This is a genomic window from Mesorhizobium sp. CNPSo 4689 (assembly GCF_057784325.1).
Window position 1 is genome coordinate 24,341 of the sequence record NZ_JBWLUZ010000039.1, and the last position, 14,967, is coordinate 39,307.

The 14,967-nt window shown below is 63.3% G+C and carries 14 protein-coding genes and 1 pseudogene; 9 read left to right on the forward strand and 6 right to left on the reverse strand.

The window, feature by feature from the left end:
• Positions 1–64 precede the first annotated feature (64 nt).
• Positions 65–1,153 (reverse strand): HPP family protein, encoded by a 1,089-nt coding sequence (locus AC04SI_RS28970; RefSeq protein ID WP_404283210.1) that lies wholly within the window; start codon positions 1,151–1,153, stop codon positions 65–67.
• A gap of 224 nt (positions 1,154–1,377) precedes the next feature.
• Positions 1,378–2,547, reverse strand: a complete 1,170-nt coding sequence (locus tag AC04SI_RS28975; RefSeq protein WP_404283208.1) for a cystathionine beta-lyase — start codon at positions 2,545–2,547, stop codon at positions 1,378–1,380.
• Between the two features lie 360 nt (positions 2,548–2,907).
• On the opposite strand from AC04SI_RS28975, the pseudogene AC04SI_RS28980 reads away from it, so the two are divergent.
• The 7 genes and pseudogenes from AC04SI_RS28980 to AC04SI_RS29010 all read left to right on the forward strand — a co-directional run bounded on the left by AC04SI_RS28980 (position 2,908) and on the right by AC04SI_RS29010 (position 9,829).
• Positions 2,908–3,542, forward strand: a pseudogene (locus AC04SI_RS28980) (DUF1326 domain-containing protein).
• Positions 3,543–3,551: 9 nt separating this feature from the next.
• Positions 3,552–4,409, forward strand: a complete 858-nt coding sequence (locus tag AC04SI_RS28985; RefSeq protein ID WP_404283204.1) for a DUF2182 domain-containing protein — start codon at positions 3,552–3,554, stop codon at positions 4,407–4,409.
• Between the two features lie 373 nt (positions 4,410–4,782).
• Positions 4,783–5,811, forward strand: a complete 1,029-nt coding sequence (locus AC04SI_RS28990; protein WP_404283203.1) for an amino acid ABC transporter substrate-binding protein — start codon at positions 4,783–4,785, stop codon at positions 5,809–5,811.
• Between the two features lie 63 nt (positions 5,812–5,874).
• On the forward strand, positions 5,875–7,062 hold the full coding sequence (locus AC04SI_RS28995) for an amino acid ABC transporter permease (RefSeq protein WP_404283201.1): 1,188 nt from the start codon (positions 5,875–5,877) through the stop codon (positions 7,060–7,062).
• 4 nt (positions 7,063–7,066) lie between these two features.
• Entirely contained in the window at positions 7,067–8,224 is a 1,158-nt protein-coding gene (locus AC04SI_RS29000; protein WP_404283200.1) for an amino acid ABC transporter permease, read from the forward strand.
• Positions 8,225–8,299: 75 nt separating this feature from the next.
• The gene (locus tag AC04SI_RS29005) at positions 8,300–9,049 is read left to right on the forward strand and encodes an amino acid ABC transporter ATP-binding protein (protein ID WP_192180127.1); all 750 of its coding nucleotides are present in this window, start codon (positions 8,300–8,302) and stop codon (positions 9,047–9,049) included.
• A 111-nt stretch (positions 9,050–9,160) separates the two neighbouring features.
• Positions 9,161–9,829, forward strand: coding sequence for a TIGR02117 family protein (locus AC04SI_RS29010; RefSeq protein ID WP_404283199.1), 669 nt, complete (start codon positions 9,161–9,163; stop codon positions 9,827–9,829).
• Positions 9,830–9,844: 15 nt separating this feature from the next.
• On the opposite strand, the gene AC04SI_RS29015 is transcribed toward AC04SI_RS29010, so the two are convergent.
• The 4 genes from AC04SI_RS29015 to AC04SI_RS29030 all read right to left on the reverse strand — a co-directional run bounded on the left by AC04SI_RS29015 (position 9,845) and on the right by AC04SI_RS29030 (position 11,992).
• Positions 9,845–10,168 carry a BrnA antitoxin family protein gene (locus AC04SI_RS29015; protein WP_404283198.1) on the reverse strand — a complete coding sequence of 108 codons (324 nt, stop codon included), beginning with the start codon at positions 10,166–10,168 and terminating at the stop codon, positions 9,845–9,847.
• Positions 10,146–10,436, reverse strand: a complete 291-nt coding sequence (locus AC04SI_RS29020; RefSeq protein ID WP_404283196.1) for a BrnT family toxin — start codon at positions 10,434–10,436, stop codon at positions 10,146–10,148. The genes AC04SI_RS29015 and AC04SI_RS29020 overlap by 23 nt, the downstream gene beginning before the upstream one ends.
• Positions 10,437–10,497: 61 nt before the next feature.
• On the reverse strand, positions 10,498–11,733 hold the full coding sequence (locus AC04SI_RS29025) for an FAD-dependent monooxygenase (RefSeq protein ID WP_404283195.1): 1,236 nt from the start codon (positions 11,731–11,733) through the stop codon (positions 10,498–10,500).
• 13 nt (positions 11,734–11,746) lie between these two features.
• Complete coding sequence (locus AC04SI_RS29030; RefSeq protein WP_006200489.1) at positions 11,747–11,992, reverse strand: zinc-finger domain-containing protein; 246 nt, start codon at positions 11,990–11,992, stop codon at positions 11,747–11,749.
• A gap of 168 nt (positions 11,993–12,160) precedes the next feature.
• On the opposite strand from AC04SI_RS29030, the gene AC04SI_RS29035 reads away from it, so the two are divergent.
• Complete coding sequence (locus AC04SI_RS29035; protein ID WP_404283193.1) at positions 12,161–14,362, forward strand: RNA degradosome polyphosphate kinase; 2,202 nt, start codon at positions 12,161–12,163, stop codon at positions 14,360–14,362.
• Positions 14,359–14,967 (forward strand): Ppx/GppA phosphatase family protein (locus AC04SI_RS29040; protein WP_488475361.1); only part of this gene is annotated, 609 nt, incomplete at its 3' end. The genes AC04SI_RS29035 and AC04SI_RS29040, both read left to right, overlap by 4 nt.

Here is a 14,967-nt window from a genome sequence, read left to right on the forward strand (position 1 = left end):
CTTGACCAGGACATTGGATGCGCCTGCCGGCAAAAGGTTCCCGGCCTTTTCCACTCGCGGAAGGCTATCCTACAGCCACGGCCAGCGCCTTGTCTGTGGTCTGCACCCGCGCGGCCGCCGCCAGCAGGTCGGTCTGGGTGATCAGGCCGAGAATATGCCGCTCGCCGTCGACGATGACCGCGGCATGGCTGCGCCCGTCGGTCAGCACGGGAAGCAGGCTCATCGCCGGCGTGTCGGGCGAAGCGGTACCGGCCTTCGACATCACGTCCTTCACCGTATCGGTGGCCTTTGTCAGTTCGCGCAGGCCGACAGCGCCGACCAGCCTTGCCTCGGCGTTGACAACCGGCAAGGTGCGGATGTTGTGGTCGAGGAGCTGCTGGCGCGCCTGATCGGCGGTGTCATCCTCATGCACCGAGACGACGTCGCGCGACATGATGTCCTCGCAGAGCAAGGTCCGGTGCGTTCGAACCATCGCCTGCAATTCGACCTGCCGCAGCAGCCGTTCGAGGTCGTTGCGGTCGATGTCGAAGGTCTCGTGCAGCGCCCCCAGCGCGGCATCGATGTCTTCGGGCCGAAAGCCGACACGCTCCTGGGGCGGCGGATCGATTGTCCCATGCGCGCTTTTCGGGGCAGGGGCCGGGACATGCGGATAGCTGCGCCGCGACAGCCTGTGGAAGCCGTAGCCGAGCGCCACCAGCACGATCGAGTTCAGCGCCACCGGAACGAAGGGAAACAGGAAACCGGCGGCGGTGACCGCCGGTCCGCCGAACACGGCGGTCAGGGCGGCGGCCCCGCCCGGCGGGTGCAGGCAGCGTGCGAACGACATGGCGGCGATGGCCAGCGCCACCGCAATGCCGGTGGCAAGCGCCGGTTCATGGATGAAATGCGCCACGATCACACCGACCAGCGCCGAAATGGTGTTGCCGCCAATGATCGACCAGGGCTGCGCCAGCGGGCTTGCCGGCACGGCGAACAACAGCACGGCGGAAGCGCCCATCGGCGCCACCAGCAGCGGCACATGGGGGCCGTTGCCGAGCACCAGGCCGCCGATCGCGCCCGTCAGCGCAATGCCGATCGTCGCGCCGATACAGGCGATGAGACGTTCGCGCAGCGTCGCGCCGGCGAGAATGGGAACAAAGAGGCGAAAGGCCATGGCAAGCTCTGGAAAGGGTGCGGCACTGCTCGAAGTGCCCGCAATGGTGCCTGGCAGGCCAAGTTGGAAGCCAAATCAATCCGAAAAATCGCAGATTACGGAAATAACATTGCGCAAGGTCCGCCAACCCCGGCTTTGCGACATGGGCCGTCTTACGACAGCCCTCCAACCATTGCTTCAGGATGTTGCGCCGGTTTTCCGATTCATCGTGGCAAGTGTCGGGATCAGATGGCGGCCGCCGCCTCCAGCCCGCGCAGAATATCGGCCTTGAGGTCCTCGACATCCTCGAGCCCGATCTGCAGCCGGATCAGCGGCCCGTCATAAGGACCTTTGGCGATCATGCGGTCGCCGAGGAAGACCGGCACCGCAAGGCTCTCATAGCCGCCCCAGGAATAGCCGAGGCCGAAGATTTTGAGCGCGTCGAGGAAGGCGTGCTGCTGCCTCTGTCCGCCGCCTTTGAGCACGACGGAGAAGATGCCGCTCGAGCCGCAAAAGTCGCGCTTCCACAGAGCGTAGTCGGGATGGCTGGGAAGCGCCGGATGCAGCACGCGCGCTACGCCTGGTTGGCCCTCCAGCCAGGCGGCGATGGCAAGCGCGCTTTTCTGGTGATGCTCCAGCCTGACCCCCATGGTGCGCAGGCCGCGCAGCACCTGATAGACGTCGTCCGGTCCGGAACAGCAGCCCAGCGTGCAGAAACCTTCATAGAGCTGTTTCCAACACGCCTCGTTGGCCGAGACGGTACCGAGCAGCACGTCGGAATGACCGGCCGGGTATTTGGTCGCCGCATGGATCGAGATGTCGACGCCATGGTCGAGCGGCTTGAAATACAGAGGCGTCGCCCAGGTATTGTCCATCATGACGATGGCGCCGGCCGCGCGCGCCGCCTTGGCGATCGCCGGTATGTCCTGCACCTCGAACGTGTTGGAGGCGGGCGATTCCGTGAACACCACTTTTGTGTTTGGCTTGATCAGCGCCGCGATGCCGGCGCCGACATGCGGATCGTAATACTCGACCTCGACGCCCAGCCGCTTCAGCATCGTGTCGGCGAAATTGCGCGTCGGATGATAGACGGAATCGACGATCAAGAGGTGATCGCCCGCCGAGACAAAGGTGAGCAGCGGTATCGTCACGGCCGCCAATCCTGACGGCACGACGATCGTGCCGGCCGAGCCTTCCAGCGCGTCGACGGCCAGAGCCAGCGCGTCGGTGGTCGGCGTGCCGCGCGTGCCATAGGTGTATTTCTGGCTGCGCGCCGCCATCGAGGCCGCATCGGGATAAAGCACCGTCGAGGCATGCACGACAGGCGGATTGACGAAGCCGAAATAGTCGCGCGGATTGTTGCCCGAATGGGCAAGCCGCGTGTTGATGCCCATTTCGCTGCCGTCTTTCGCCATTGTTCTTGCCGTCCTTGGTCACGTGGGGAGGGCGCTAGCCATAGTGCGGCGGCACCGGCGGCGCAACCGGCCGAGACCCGCCAGCCGGCAGTCTTCGGATATGCCAATTCACTGCGGCAAAAGCGGTGAGGTCTCCCGCGGGATTCCGGCAGCGTGTTGGTCAGTGCCTCGCCGGCTGCTATCCGGTCTCCGCCGATCGGCCTATTGTCGGTGGCCGCGAAGGGCATAAACTTGAATTCTAATATTTATCGCCGGATTGCCCGATCAGAGCGGCCGGACGGACTAGCCGGTTACATTCCTGGTCCCCAATCCGGATATCGCGCTCACAGAGCATGAGCGCAACAACAGGGGAGGAATGTCATGGCTGACGTCAAATGGATGATCAAGGCGCGCGAATTCGTCAACTGCAACTGCGCCTATGGCTGCCCCTGCCAGTTCAACGCCCTGCCGACGCACGGGTTCTGCCGGGCTGTGGTCGGCGTGGAAATCGAAAGCGGCTATCACGGCGACACCAAGCTGATGGCTTGCGCTTTGCCGGGATATTCCGCTGGCCCGGCGCGATCCACCACGGCAAGGGCGAGGCGGCGGTGGTCATCGACGAGCGGGCGACCGAGGCGCAGCGCGGAGCGCTGCTTCGCATTCTCAGCGGTGAGGACACCGAACCCGGCGCGACCATATTCCAGGTCTTTTCGACCACGCTGGAGACAGTCCACGATCCGATCTTCGCGGCAATAGACTTCGAGGTCGACATCGATGCCCGAACGGCTCGTCTGGACGTGCCCGGCGTGACCAAGGGCCATGGCGAACCGATCAAGAATCCCGTCACCGGCAACGAGCATCGGGCGCGCATCGATCTCACGCACGGTTTCGAATATGCGCTCGCCGAGGTCGGGCGCGGCTGGACCAAGACTTCCGGCCCGATCAAATTCGAATTGGCTGATTCCCACAGCCATTTCGCCAATTTGCATCTCTCGCAAAGCGGCATCGTGCATTGATCTGACCCGATGAGCGACACAGCCCTGGAGGCGGTGCTGCGGCGCGACCGTGCGGTCGTGGCGGTCGCGCTCGTCCTGATCGCCGGGCTCGCCTGGGCCTATGTCTTGTGGCTTGCTGCCGACATGGCCATGCCTGCCGCGACTGCGCCGGCCGCGGGCGGCGACATGGCCGGCATGGACATGCCGGGCATGGATATGTCGGGTATGGATATGGGCACAACGGCAGCACCGGGTTTCCGCGCCTGGGCGCCGGCCGACTTCGCCTTCATCTTCACCATGTGGGCCGTGATGATGGTCGGCATGATGACGCCGTCGGTTGCGCCGATGCTGCTGCTTTACGCCGGCGTCGGCCGCAAGGCCAAAGCCGGCGGCCGCCCGATCGCCTCGACGGCATGGTTCTTTACCGGCTACCTCCTCGTCTGGATTGCCTTCAGCGTTGCCGCGACCGGCGCGCAGTGGCTGCTTGCTCGCCTCGCATTGCTCAGCCCGATGATGGCCGCCAACAGTGCGGTTTTCGGCGGCGTGATTCTCATCGCTGCCGGCATCTATCAATGGACGCCGATCAAGGGCGTCTGCCTGCGGCAATGCCAGGCGCCGATCGCGTTCCTGAGCAGCCATGGCGGTTTTCGCTCCTGTCCGCTTGGCGCGCTTCGGCTCGGCGTCGAGCACGGCGCCTATTGCCTCGGCTGCTGCTGGGCGCTGATGGCGCTCCTCTTCGTCGGCGGTGTCATGAACGTCCTGTGGATTGCCGGCATCGCAATCCTCGTTCTTCTCGAAAAGACCATGCCCACCGGGCAATTGATTCCGCGCATCTCCGGCGCGCTGATGGCGGCAACCGGTGCGTGGCTGCTCGTTCGAGCGCTTTGAGCAGCCGTTTCCCGCCCTCCAGTTCGACGCGTGATCAAGCCAGCGACGCAAAGCAAATCCAGACCTCGGATTTCGCTGCTGCGGCGCGGACTTGCGTGGATCGGACTTTGCCGGCTTTGTATGCGGTGCTGACCAATTTGCGGGCGGCCTTGTCTGCAATTCAGGCATTTCCGGCAATTGGTTTTCAAACGCATTCGAATTCGGTCATTTCCCTTGACCTCACAGGAATAATCGCCTTCGATGCACTTCGTGAATGGGAGGCAGCGCGTCGGTTGCGATGCGGGGTTCCGGTAGTGGGCCGGAATGGGAGCTGCGTTCACACGGGAAAAAGATCAGGGTTTGCCTGAAAAACAGAGAAAAGGGTCTGTGGGTTATGAAACACATTGCAATCGGCCTTCTCGGCGCCGCCGCGCTTGGATTGACGGCATCGGCCGCTTCGGCCGGCACGCTCGACACCGTCAAGCAAAAGGGCTTCATCCAGTGCGGCGTGTCGACCGGCCTTGCCGGCTTCTCGGCACCCGACGACAAGGGTGACTGGCAAGGCATCGACGCGGACTTCTGCCGCGCCGTCGCCGGGGCTGTCTTCGGTGATGGCACCAAGGTCAAGTTCACGCCGCTCAGCGCCAAGGAACGCTTCACCGCGCTGCAGTCGGGCGAAGTCGACATCCTGTCGCGCAACACCACCTGGACCATCAATCGCGACACCGCACTCGGCCTGAACTTCATCGGCGTCACCTATTATGACGGCCAGGGTTTCATGATCAACGCCAAGAAGCTGCCGGGCGTGAATTCGGCGCTGCAGCTTTCGGGTGCCGCCGTCTGCGTGCAGAGCGGCACCACCACCGAGCTCAACCTTGCCGACTATTTCAAGTCGAACAAGATGGAGTACAACCCGGTCGTCTTCGAGAAGCTGGAAGAGGTCAACGCCGCCTATGACGCCGGCCGTTGCGACGTCTACACCACCGACCAGTCGGGCCTCTATGGCATCCGCCTGACGCTCGGCGCACCCGCCGACCATGTCGTGCTGCCCGAGATCATCTCCAAGGAGCCGCTCGGACCGGCCGTGCGCCAGGGCGACGATCAGTGGTACCACATCGTCAAGTGGACCTATTTCGCGCTCCTGCAGGCAGAGGAACTCGGCATCACCAAGGCCAATGTCGAGGAGATGAAGGCCTCCGACAATCCCGAGATCAAGCGCGTGCTCGGCCAGGAGGCCGACACCAAGATCGGCACCGATCTCGGCGTCTCCAACGACTGGGTCGTGAATATAGTCAAGGCAGTGGGCAATTACGGCGAAATGTTCGAGCGCAATGTCGGCTCGGGCAGCCCGCTCAAGATCGCGCGCGGCATCAACGCGCTGTGGACCAAGGGCGGCCTGCAATACGCTCCGCCGATCCGCTGATCGAAATGTGATCCGGGAGGCAGATCCTCTGCCTTCCGGTTTCTCTTTCCAGGGGACGGTCGCATGGCATCGCAGGAAATTCTTCGCGAGGAGCCAAGTCGGGCTTCCTTCGTAAATGATCCAAAGGTCCGCAGCATATTCTTCCAGGTCTTGGTTGTCGTCTTGCTGGGGGCGGGCGTCTGGTGGATTGTCCAAAACACCGTCGACAATCTGGCGCGGCTTCACATTGCATCGGGGTTCGGCTTCCTCAGGGGGCGCGCCGGCTTCGACATTTCTGACACCGCGATCGCTTATTCGTCGGATTCGACCTATGGCCGCGCCATCGTCGTCGGCTTCATCAATACCCTTATTGTTGCCGGCGCCGGTATCGTCACCGCGACCCTCATCGGCTTCATCCTCGGCATCGGCCGGCTGTCGCGCAACTGGCTGATCCGCAAGATCTGCATGGTCTATGTCGAAATCTTCCGCAACATACCGCCGCTGCTGGTCATCTTCTTCTGGTATTCCGGCGTGCTTGCCGTGCTTCCCATACCGCGCGAGAGCATCAACCTGCCTTTCGGCTCCTTCCTCAACCAGCGCGGTTTCTATTTTCCGCGCGCCGTCTGGGGCGACGGCTCCTGGTTGATCTTCGTCGCTTTGCTTGTCGGCATTGCCATGGCGTGGTTCGTCGCCCGCAAGGCGCGTCAGCGGCAAATGGCCACCGGCCAGCAATTCCCGGTGTTCTGGACATCGCTGGCGCTGATCGTCGGCCTGCCGCTGCTCGCCTACGCGCTGAGCGGCTTCCCGCTGACGTTTGATTTTCCGAAGCAATCGACCTTCAACCTGACCGGTGGCTTCCAGGTCAAGCCGGAGTTCCTGTCGCTCTATCTGGCGCTGTCCTGCTATACGGCGGCCTTTATTGCCGAGATCGTGCGCGCCGGCATTGTGGGCGTCAGCAAGGGCCAGACCGAGGCAGCCGGAGCGCTCGGCTTGCGGCCGGGATCGATCCTGCGGCTGGTCGTCGTTCCACAGGCGATGCGCATCATCATCCCGCCGCTGACCAGCCAGTATCTCAACCTGACCAAGAACTCCTCGCTGGCCATCGCCATCGGCTATCCCGATTTGACGGCGACAGCCGGCACCGTGCTGAACCAGACCGGCCAGGCGATCGAATGCGTGCTGATCATGATGGTTGTCTATCTCGTGCTCAGCCTGCTGACCTCGGCGGTCATGAACGTGGTCAACGCCAGAATGGCGCTGGTGGAGAGGTAGGGCCATGCAGGAACACGACACCTCCTGGGTTCGCACCGAAATGGCATTGGCGCAGCAGGCGCCAGCCGGCGTGCGCGGTCCTGGCGCCTGGGTGCGCAAGAACCTGATCGGTTCGGTTGGCGATGCCATCCTGACCATCATCGGCATCGCGCTGGTGGTGATGATCCTACCGCAAGTCATCAACTGGGCCTTCCTCAACGCACAGTGGACCGGCGCTGACCGCACATTCTGTGCCACGGTGGCGCAGGGCGGCATCCAGCCGGACGGCTGGTCCGGTGCCTGCTGGGCCTTCGTCAATGCCAAGTTCGGCCAGTTCATGTTCGGCCGCTATCCGATCGAGGAGCGCTGGCGGCCGATCCTGGTCGCCATCCTGTTCGTGGTGTTGCTGGTGCCGCTGCTCATCCCGAAGGTACCGCGCAAGGGGTTGAACGCCATTCTGTTCTTCCTGGCGATGCCGATCCTTGCCTTCATCCTGCTGGTCGGCGGCATGTTCGGCCTGCCGCATGTCGAAACTCCGCTGTGGGGCGGCCTGCTGGTGACGCTCAGCCTGTCCTTCGTCGGCATTGCCGCGTCGCTGCCGATCGGCATCGTGCTGGCGCTCGGCAGGCGCTCGAAGATGCCGATCGTCAAGGCGCTGTGCGTGGTCTTCATCGAGACCGTGCGCGGCATCCCGCTGATCACCGTTCTGTTCATGGCCAGCGTCATGCTGCCGCTGTTCCTGCCGGCCGGCGTCACCTTCGACAAGCTCCTGCGCGCGCTGATCGGTGTGTCGCTGTTCGCCGCTGCCTACATGGCCGAAGTGGTGCGCGGCGGCCTGCAAGCCATCCCCAAGGGCCAGTATGAGGGTGCCGATTCGCTCGGCCTCGGTTACTGGCAGAAGATGGGCCTGATCGTGTTGCCGCAGGCGCTGAAGCTGGTCATTCCCGGTATCGTCAACACCTTCATCGGCATGTTCAAGGACACCAGCCTTGTCTACATTATCGGCATGTTCGACCTGCTCGGCGTCGTCAAGCTGAACTTCTCCGATGCCAACTGGGCAACGCCGCAGACGGCCAGGTCCGGCCTGATCTTCGCTGCCTTCGTCTTCTGGCTGTTCTGCTTCGGCATGTCGCGCTATTCAATGTTCACGGAACGCCGGCTCGACACCGGCCACAAACGCTAAGAACAAAAAAGGGGAATTGCCATGGCCACTGAAAACGCCGTCAGCGCGGAAGAAATCAAGGTCAACGCCGCCAAGATGCATATCTCGACCACCGATGTCGCCATCGACATCATCGGCATGCACAAATGGTACGGCGAATTCCATGTGCTGAAGGACATCAACCTCAAGGTGATGCGCGGCGAGCGCATCGTCATCTGCGGTCCGTCCGGCTCCGGCAAGTCGACCATGATCCGCTGCATCAACCGGCTGGAGGAGCACCAGAAGGGCAAGATCATCGTCGACGGCAAGGAACTCACCAACGATCTCAAGAAGATCGACGAGGTGCGCCGCGAGGTCGGTATGGTGTTCCAGCATTTCAACCTGTTCCCGCACCTGACCATCCTGGAAAACTGCACGCTGGCGCCGATCTGGGTGCGCAAGACGCCGAAGAAGCAGGCCGAGGAAATCGCCATGCACTTCCTCAAGCGCGTCAAGATCCCGGAACAGGCCCACAAATATCCGGGCCAGCTTTCCGGCGGCCAGCAGCAGCGCGTGGCGATCGCGCGCTCGCTGTGCATGAACCCGCGCATCATGCTGTTCGACGAGCCGACCTCGGCGCTCGATCCGGAGATGATCAAGGAAGTGCTGGAGACGATGGTGGGCTTGGCCGAAGAAGGCATGACCATGCTGTGCGTCACCCACGAGATGGGCTTTGCCCGCAAGGTCGCCAACCGGGTGATCTTCATGGACCAGGGCCAGATCGTCGAGCAGAACACGCCGGCCGAGTTCTTCGACCATCCGCGCCATGAGCGCACGAAACTGTTCCTGTCGCAGATCCTGCACTGACCGATCCGACACAGATCGAGAGGGCCCGGCCGCATCGCGGCCGGGCTTTTTGCGTTTTGGCGGTCAGGTAATGATCGCCTGCGTTGAAACGCGACGGGACTGCAGAGCCTGATGAGAAAACTCCTGCGCTTTCTGGCCATGTTGGTTGCCGCGGTTGTGCTTTCCGCCGCGCTTGGCACGCTGGTGCCGCGGCCGCTGTGGAGAGCGGCCGCCGCCGCGCCCGCCGGCACGCGCCACATATTGGTGCTGAACAACCCGATCCACACCGATATCGCCATTCCGGTCGACGACGATGTGCGCCAGCGCTTCCGTTTCCTGGCCGATGCCGGCATTCCGGCCGACGCTCCGGAGGTGCGCTACATCGTCTTCGGTTGGGGCGGCCGCGCCTTCTATCTGGAGACGCCGACCTGGTCCCAGCTGAAGGCGGTGCCGGTGCTCAAGGCGCTGACGCTGGACGCCGCGGTGATGCATGTCGATGTCGCTGGCGCCATCGTCGAGCCGCATCCTGACGTCGCCGGCTTCGACATCGGCGAGGAGCGTTTTTCCGCGCTGCTCGATTTCATCGCGGCGAGCTTCCAGCAGGGGCCGAACGGCCCGGTCGTCGTCGAGAATGCCGCCTATTCCCGCTTCGATCGATTCTACGAGGCCAACGGCCATTTCAACGCGCTGGTCGGCTGCAACACCTGGACGGCGGCAGCCTTGCGCACCGCCGGCCTGCGCACCGGCTGGTGGAACCCGCTGCCAGCCTCGCTGGGGCTATCGATGCGGTTTTACAATTGATGATGGCTCGGCGGATTAGCCGGTCTTGCGGTCCTGTTTCGTTACATAGTCGCGTAGCGCCTTGTTGATCGCACTTTGATAGCCGCGACCATCCGGTGCGCGCCTTTTGAACCAGGCAACGAGATCGGAATCGAGACGAAGCGTCAGTTGTTGCTTGATCGGCTTGAAATACGGATTTCGGACGGCGTTCTGCCAGAACTCTTCAGTCAACTCGGGAATGTCGCTTGTATCAACATCGTCCTCCGGCCGCGCCTTCAAAGCCGCGATCTCCGCTTTCTGAGCCTCAGTTAGAGGAGGCGGATTTGCCGGGTCCAGTTCATGTCGCACGATTTTGCCCATAGTGTCTTTTCTCCGAAGGTGTCGCTTGTCGGGCCGAAATGATGCGGATCACCTCGATCCCATCTTCCTCCCGGTCTGCATGTGCGACCAACAGCACAAATGTCCCATCGACAACGCCGATGGTCTGCCACCGGTATTCGGCTCCCTCCACCCGGTCCTGAACTGTCAACGCCAGAGGGTCGAGAAAAACACGAGTGGCCAATTCGAAGCTTACGCCATGCTTGCGCAAGTTGGATTTTGCCTTTTCGAGGTCCCACTCAAATCGCAATCCCTACCTCGCATCCTACAAAAATGTAGTTACAAAATCCCACTACGTCAAGAATGAACCCTCACACACTAGCTTCCGGCGCTTCCCACCCATAGAGCCAGTCCAAATCAGCGGCGAGTTTCTCCGGCGCCCGCATCTTCAGGAACAGGTTGCGCGCCAACGCCACCGGGCCAGCAGCGTGCCAGGCAAGGCGGTTGACGGCGCCGCGACGTGCGGCCTTGGCGACGCGCGACCGTCGCAGGCCTTCCCAGATTTGAAGACTTCCGGCCAGGTCGGCAGGGGAGGCGGCCATGAGGTCGGCCAGTGTCGCGGCGTCCTCGATCGCCATCGCCGCGCCCTGCGCCGCGAAGGGTGTCATCGCATGCGCGGCGTCGCCGATCAGCGCGATGCCGTCCGGCGCCGTCCAAGGCTGCTTCGGGTCGACCGTATGGATCGGCCAGGCCATCCACGGGCCGGCTTCCTCGGCCAGGCGGGCAAGTGCGGGCGCGGTGCCGTGCATGGCCTCGGTGAGGATGCGGGGATCGGCATGGCCCGACCACGCCTCGGCGATGCGCTCGCCTTTGGTGAAGGCGGCGAGGTTGAAGGCAGTACCGCGGCTGACCGGATAGGCGACCAGGTGGAAACCGGGATGCAGGAAGGTGGTGACTGAGTTCGTTGCGCCCACTGCGGCAAAGGCCTTTCCGGCGACACTGTCGGCCGGCACCGTGGCGCGCCAGGCCAGTTCGCCCGAAAACCGGCTTTTACGGGAAATCGCCTTGTGGTCCGGGAACCGCTCCCGAACCTGCGACCAGACGCCGTCGGCGCCGACCAGCAGCGATCCTTCGGCGTCGACTGTCTTGCCGTCGGCCTGGGCCGTCACGGCGATGCCGTGCGGTCCGGTGGCGACGTCGCTGACGCGGGCGCCGGTGACGAGCACGATCCCCGGCCGTTCCGCCACCTGCGCCGTCAGCGCGGCTTGCAGGTCGGCGCGATGGGCGACGAGGTAGGGGGCACCCCAGCGGCTTTCGGCTGCCTGCCCGAGCGGTATGCGGGCCAGTTCGCGTAGCGTCGCGGCATCCTTCAGCACGACCGCTTCCGGCCGCACCGCGTGCGGCGAGAGCCGGTCAAGCACGCCGAGTTGGCGCAGGATGCGTGTTGCGTTGGGGGAAAGCTGGATGCCGGCGCCGGTCGCTTCGAGCTGCTGGGCTTGTTCGAACAGTTTTACCGGATAGCCGCGTTCAGCAAAGGCAAAGGCTGCGGTCAGCCCGGCGATGCCAGCCCCGGCGATGACAATTTGCCGGGACCGCGCGTCGCTCATGGTGGCGAGAGGATCAGGCGGCCTGGTCGATATAGAGGCAGCCGGCGGGCTGCGTTTCCGTTGCCTTCAGCTTTGGCGAATAGCGATAGAGCGTCGAGCAATAGGGGCAGACCTTTTCATTGTCGTCGCCCATGTCGAGGAACACATGCGGATGGTCGAAGGGCGGGTTGGCGCCGGTGCACATGAATTCCCGGACCCCGATGTCGATCGCCGGATGACCCGCATCGTTCTGGAAATGGGGAATGGAACCGCCTGCCATCGTCGTCTCCTTAACTCGGTCTCGTCTGCATCTGGATCATAACCCGTCTGTTTGCAAGATCGATGAAATGAAACTGTCGCAAAAGCCTGTCAGAGGATAAGTTAAGCCGGTTAACCGGCTTGAGCATTTTGCGGCCAGGCGGAACCTGGCACGGGAAGAGCAGGAACAATGAACGAACTGAAGCCGGTACAGAGCGAATTCACCACCGTGGAAAAGGCCAGCCCCCAGAGCGGCAACCCGGATCGTTTCGTCAACCGCGAGTTCTCCTGGCTGCAGTTCAACCGGCGCGTCCTCGAGGAATCGCTGAACGCGCATCATCCGCTGCTCGAGCGGGTCCGCTTCCTGTCGATCTCGGCCGCCAATCTCGACGAGTTCTTCATGGTCCGCGTCGCCGGCCTTGCCGGTCAGGTGCGCGAGGGCATCGCGCTGAAGAGCCCTGACGGCCGCACGCCTGAGCAGCAGCTGGAACAACTGCTGCGCGAGGTCGAGCGCCTGCAGGAGGACCAGCAGAATAGCCTTTCGGCGCTTATGCTCTTGCTCAACAAGGAAGGCATCGAGAGCATCACCCGCGATGGGCTGACCAAGGACGAGAGGACCTGGCTGGAAGAGCATTTCCAGGACCAGGTGTTTCCGGTGCTCACCCCGCTATCGATCGACCCGGCGCACCCGTTCCCGTTCATACCCAATCTCGGCTTCTCGATGGCGCTGCAATTGCGCCACCGCAAGAATGGCGAGGAGATGAGCGCGCTGCTGCGCCTGCCGGTGGCGCTGAAGCGCTTCATCCGCCTGCCGGACCGCAAGAACCATGTCCGTTTCATCCCGCTGGAAGAGGCGGTCGGTCTCTATATTGGCAAGCTGTTCCCCGGCTATGAGGTCAAGGGCTCCGGCACGTTCCGCATCATCCGAGACAGCGATATCGAGGTCGAGGAGGAGTCCGAGGATCTGGTGCGCCTGTTCGAGACGGCGCTGAAGCGCCGCCGCCGCGGCTCGGTCATCCGCATCGAGTTCGACATGCTGATGCCGCCGGAGTTGCGCGACTTCGTCGCCGGCGAACTTGGCGTCTCGTCGAGCCGCATCAGCGTCTTGACCGGTCCGCTGGCGCTCAGCCAGATCTCGGAGATTGTCGCCGTCGCCCGCGATGACCTCAAATTCATGCCCTACAATCCGCGCTTTCCCGAGCGCATCCGCGAACATGGCGGCGACTGTTTCGCCGCCATCCGTGAGAAGGATATCGTCGTCCACCACCCTTACGAATCCTTCGACGTGGTGGTGCAGTTCCTGCGCCAGGCGATGGCCGATCCGGAAGTGGTGGCGATCAAGCAGACGCTCTACCGCACCTCCAACGACAGCCCGATCGTGCGCGCGCTGGTCGATGCCGCCGAGGCCGGCAAGTCGGTGACCGCACTTGTCGAGCTGAAGGCGCGCTTCGACGAGGAAGCCAATATCCGCTGGGCCCGCGATCTCGAGCGCGCCGGCGTCCAGGTGGTGTTCGGCTTCCTCGAGCTGAAGACCCACGCGAAAATGTCGCTGGTGGTGCGGCGCGAGGACGGCAAGCTGCGCAACTACGTGCATCTCGGCACCGGCAACTACCACCCGGTCACCGCGCGCATCTACACCGACCTGTCCTTCTTCACCACCGACCCGACGATCGCCCGCGACGTCGCCCAGCTGTTCAATTTCATCACCGGCTATGCCGAACCCGCCGAGGAGATGCGGCTGGCGATCTCGCCCTTCACGCTGCGCAAGCGCATCCTGAAGCACATCTCGGACGAGGTTCAGCATGCGCTGGAGGGCCGTCCGGCCCGCATCTGGATGAAGATGAATTCGCTCGTCGACCCGATCATCATCGACGCGCTCTACGACGCCAGCCGTGCCGGCGTGGAGATCGATCTGGTCGTGCGCGGCATCTGCTGCCTGCGGCCGCAGGTGCCCGGCCTGTCCGAGAACATCAGGGTAAAATCGATCGTCGGCCGCTTCCTCGAACACAGCCGCATCTACTGCTTTGGCAACGGCCATGGCCTGCCCTCGGACGGGGCGATCCTCTACATCTCCTCGGCCGACCTGATGCCGCGCAATCTCGACCGCCGCGTCGAGACCATGGTGCCGATCACCAATCCAACTGTGCATGAACAGGTGCTTGGCCAGATCATGCTGGGCAACATCATGGACAACCAGCAAAGTTTCGACGTATTGGCTGACGGAACCTCCCGGCGCGTCGTGCTAGAGGAGGGCGAGGAACCGTTCAACGCGCAGGAATATTTCATGACCAATCCGAGCCTTTCCGGACGGGGTGACGCGCTGAAGTCGCACGCGCCCAAGCGCATCGCACAGTTCAAGCGCCGCAAGAAGAACGCAGCGACCGGCGGATGATTTCAACATCCCAGGGCCGGCTCCAGGATCGCCGACCGCTGTCCATCATCGACATCGGATCGAACTCGATCCGTCTTGTCGTCTATGAGGGGCTGGCGCGCTCGCCGACCTTGCTGTTCAACGAAAAGATGCTGGCCGGCCTCGGCCGCGGCATCGTTTCGACCGGCAAGCTCGACCCCGAGGCGGTCACCCGCTCGATGGAGGAGTTCCGCCGCTTTCGCGCGCTGTCGAACCAGGCCGGCGCCGAGCACATGTATGTGCTGGCGACCGCCGCCGCCCGCGAGGCGGTGAACGGCCCCGACTTCATCCACCGCGCCGAGGACGTGCTGAAAACCGAGATCCGGGTGCTCTCCGGCCGCCAGGAGGCGCATTATTCCGCACTTGGCGTCATCTGCGGCTTCCATCCGGCCAATGGCGTTGCCGGCGACCTTGGCGGCGGCAGCCTGGAGCTGATCGACATCAATGGCGAGGCGATCGGCGACGGCATCACGCTGCCGCTCGGCGGCCTGCGCCTGCAGGACATGGCGAAGAACTCGCTAGCCCAGGCAGCAAAGATCGCGCGCGAGCACCTGGCACGGGCAAAGCTGCTCAAGGGTGGGCAGGGC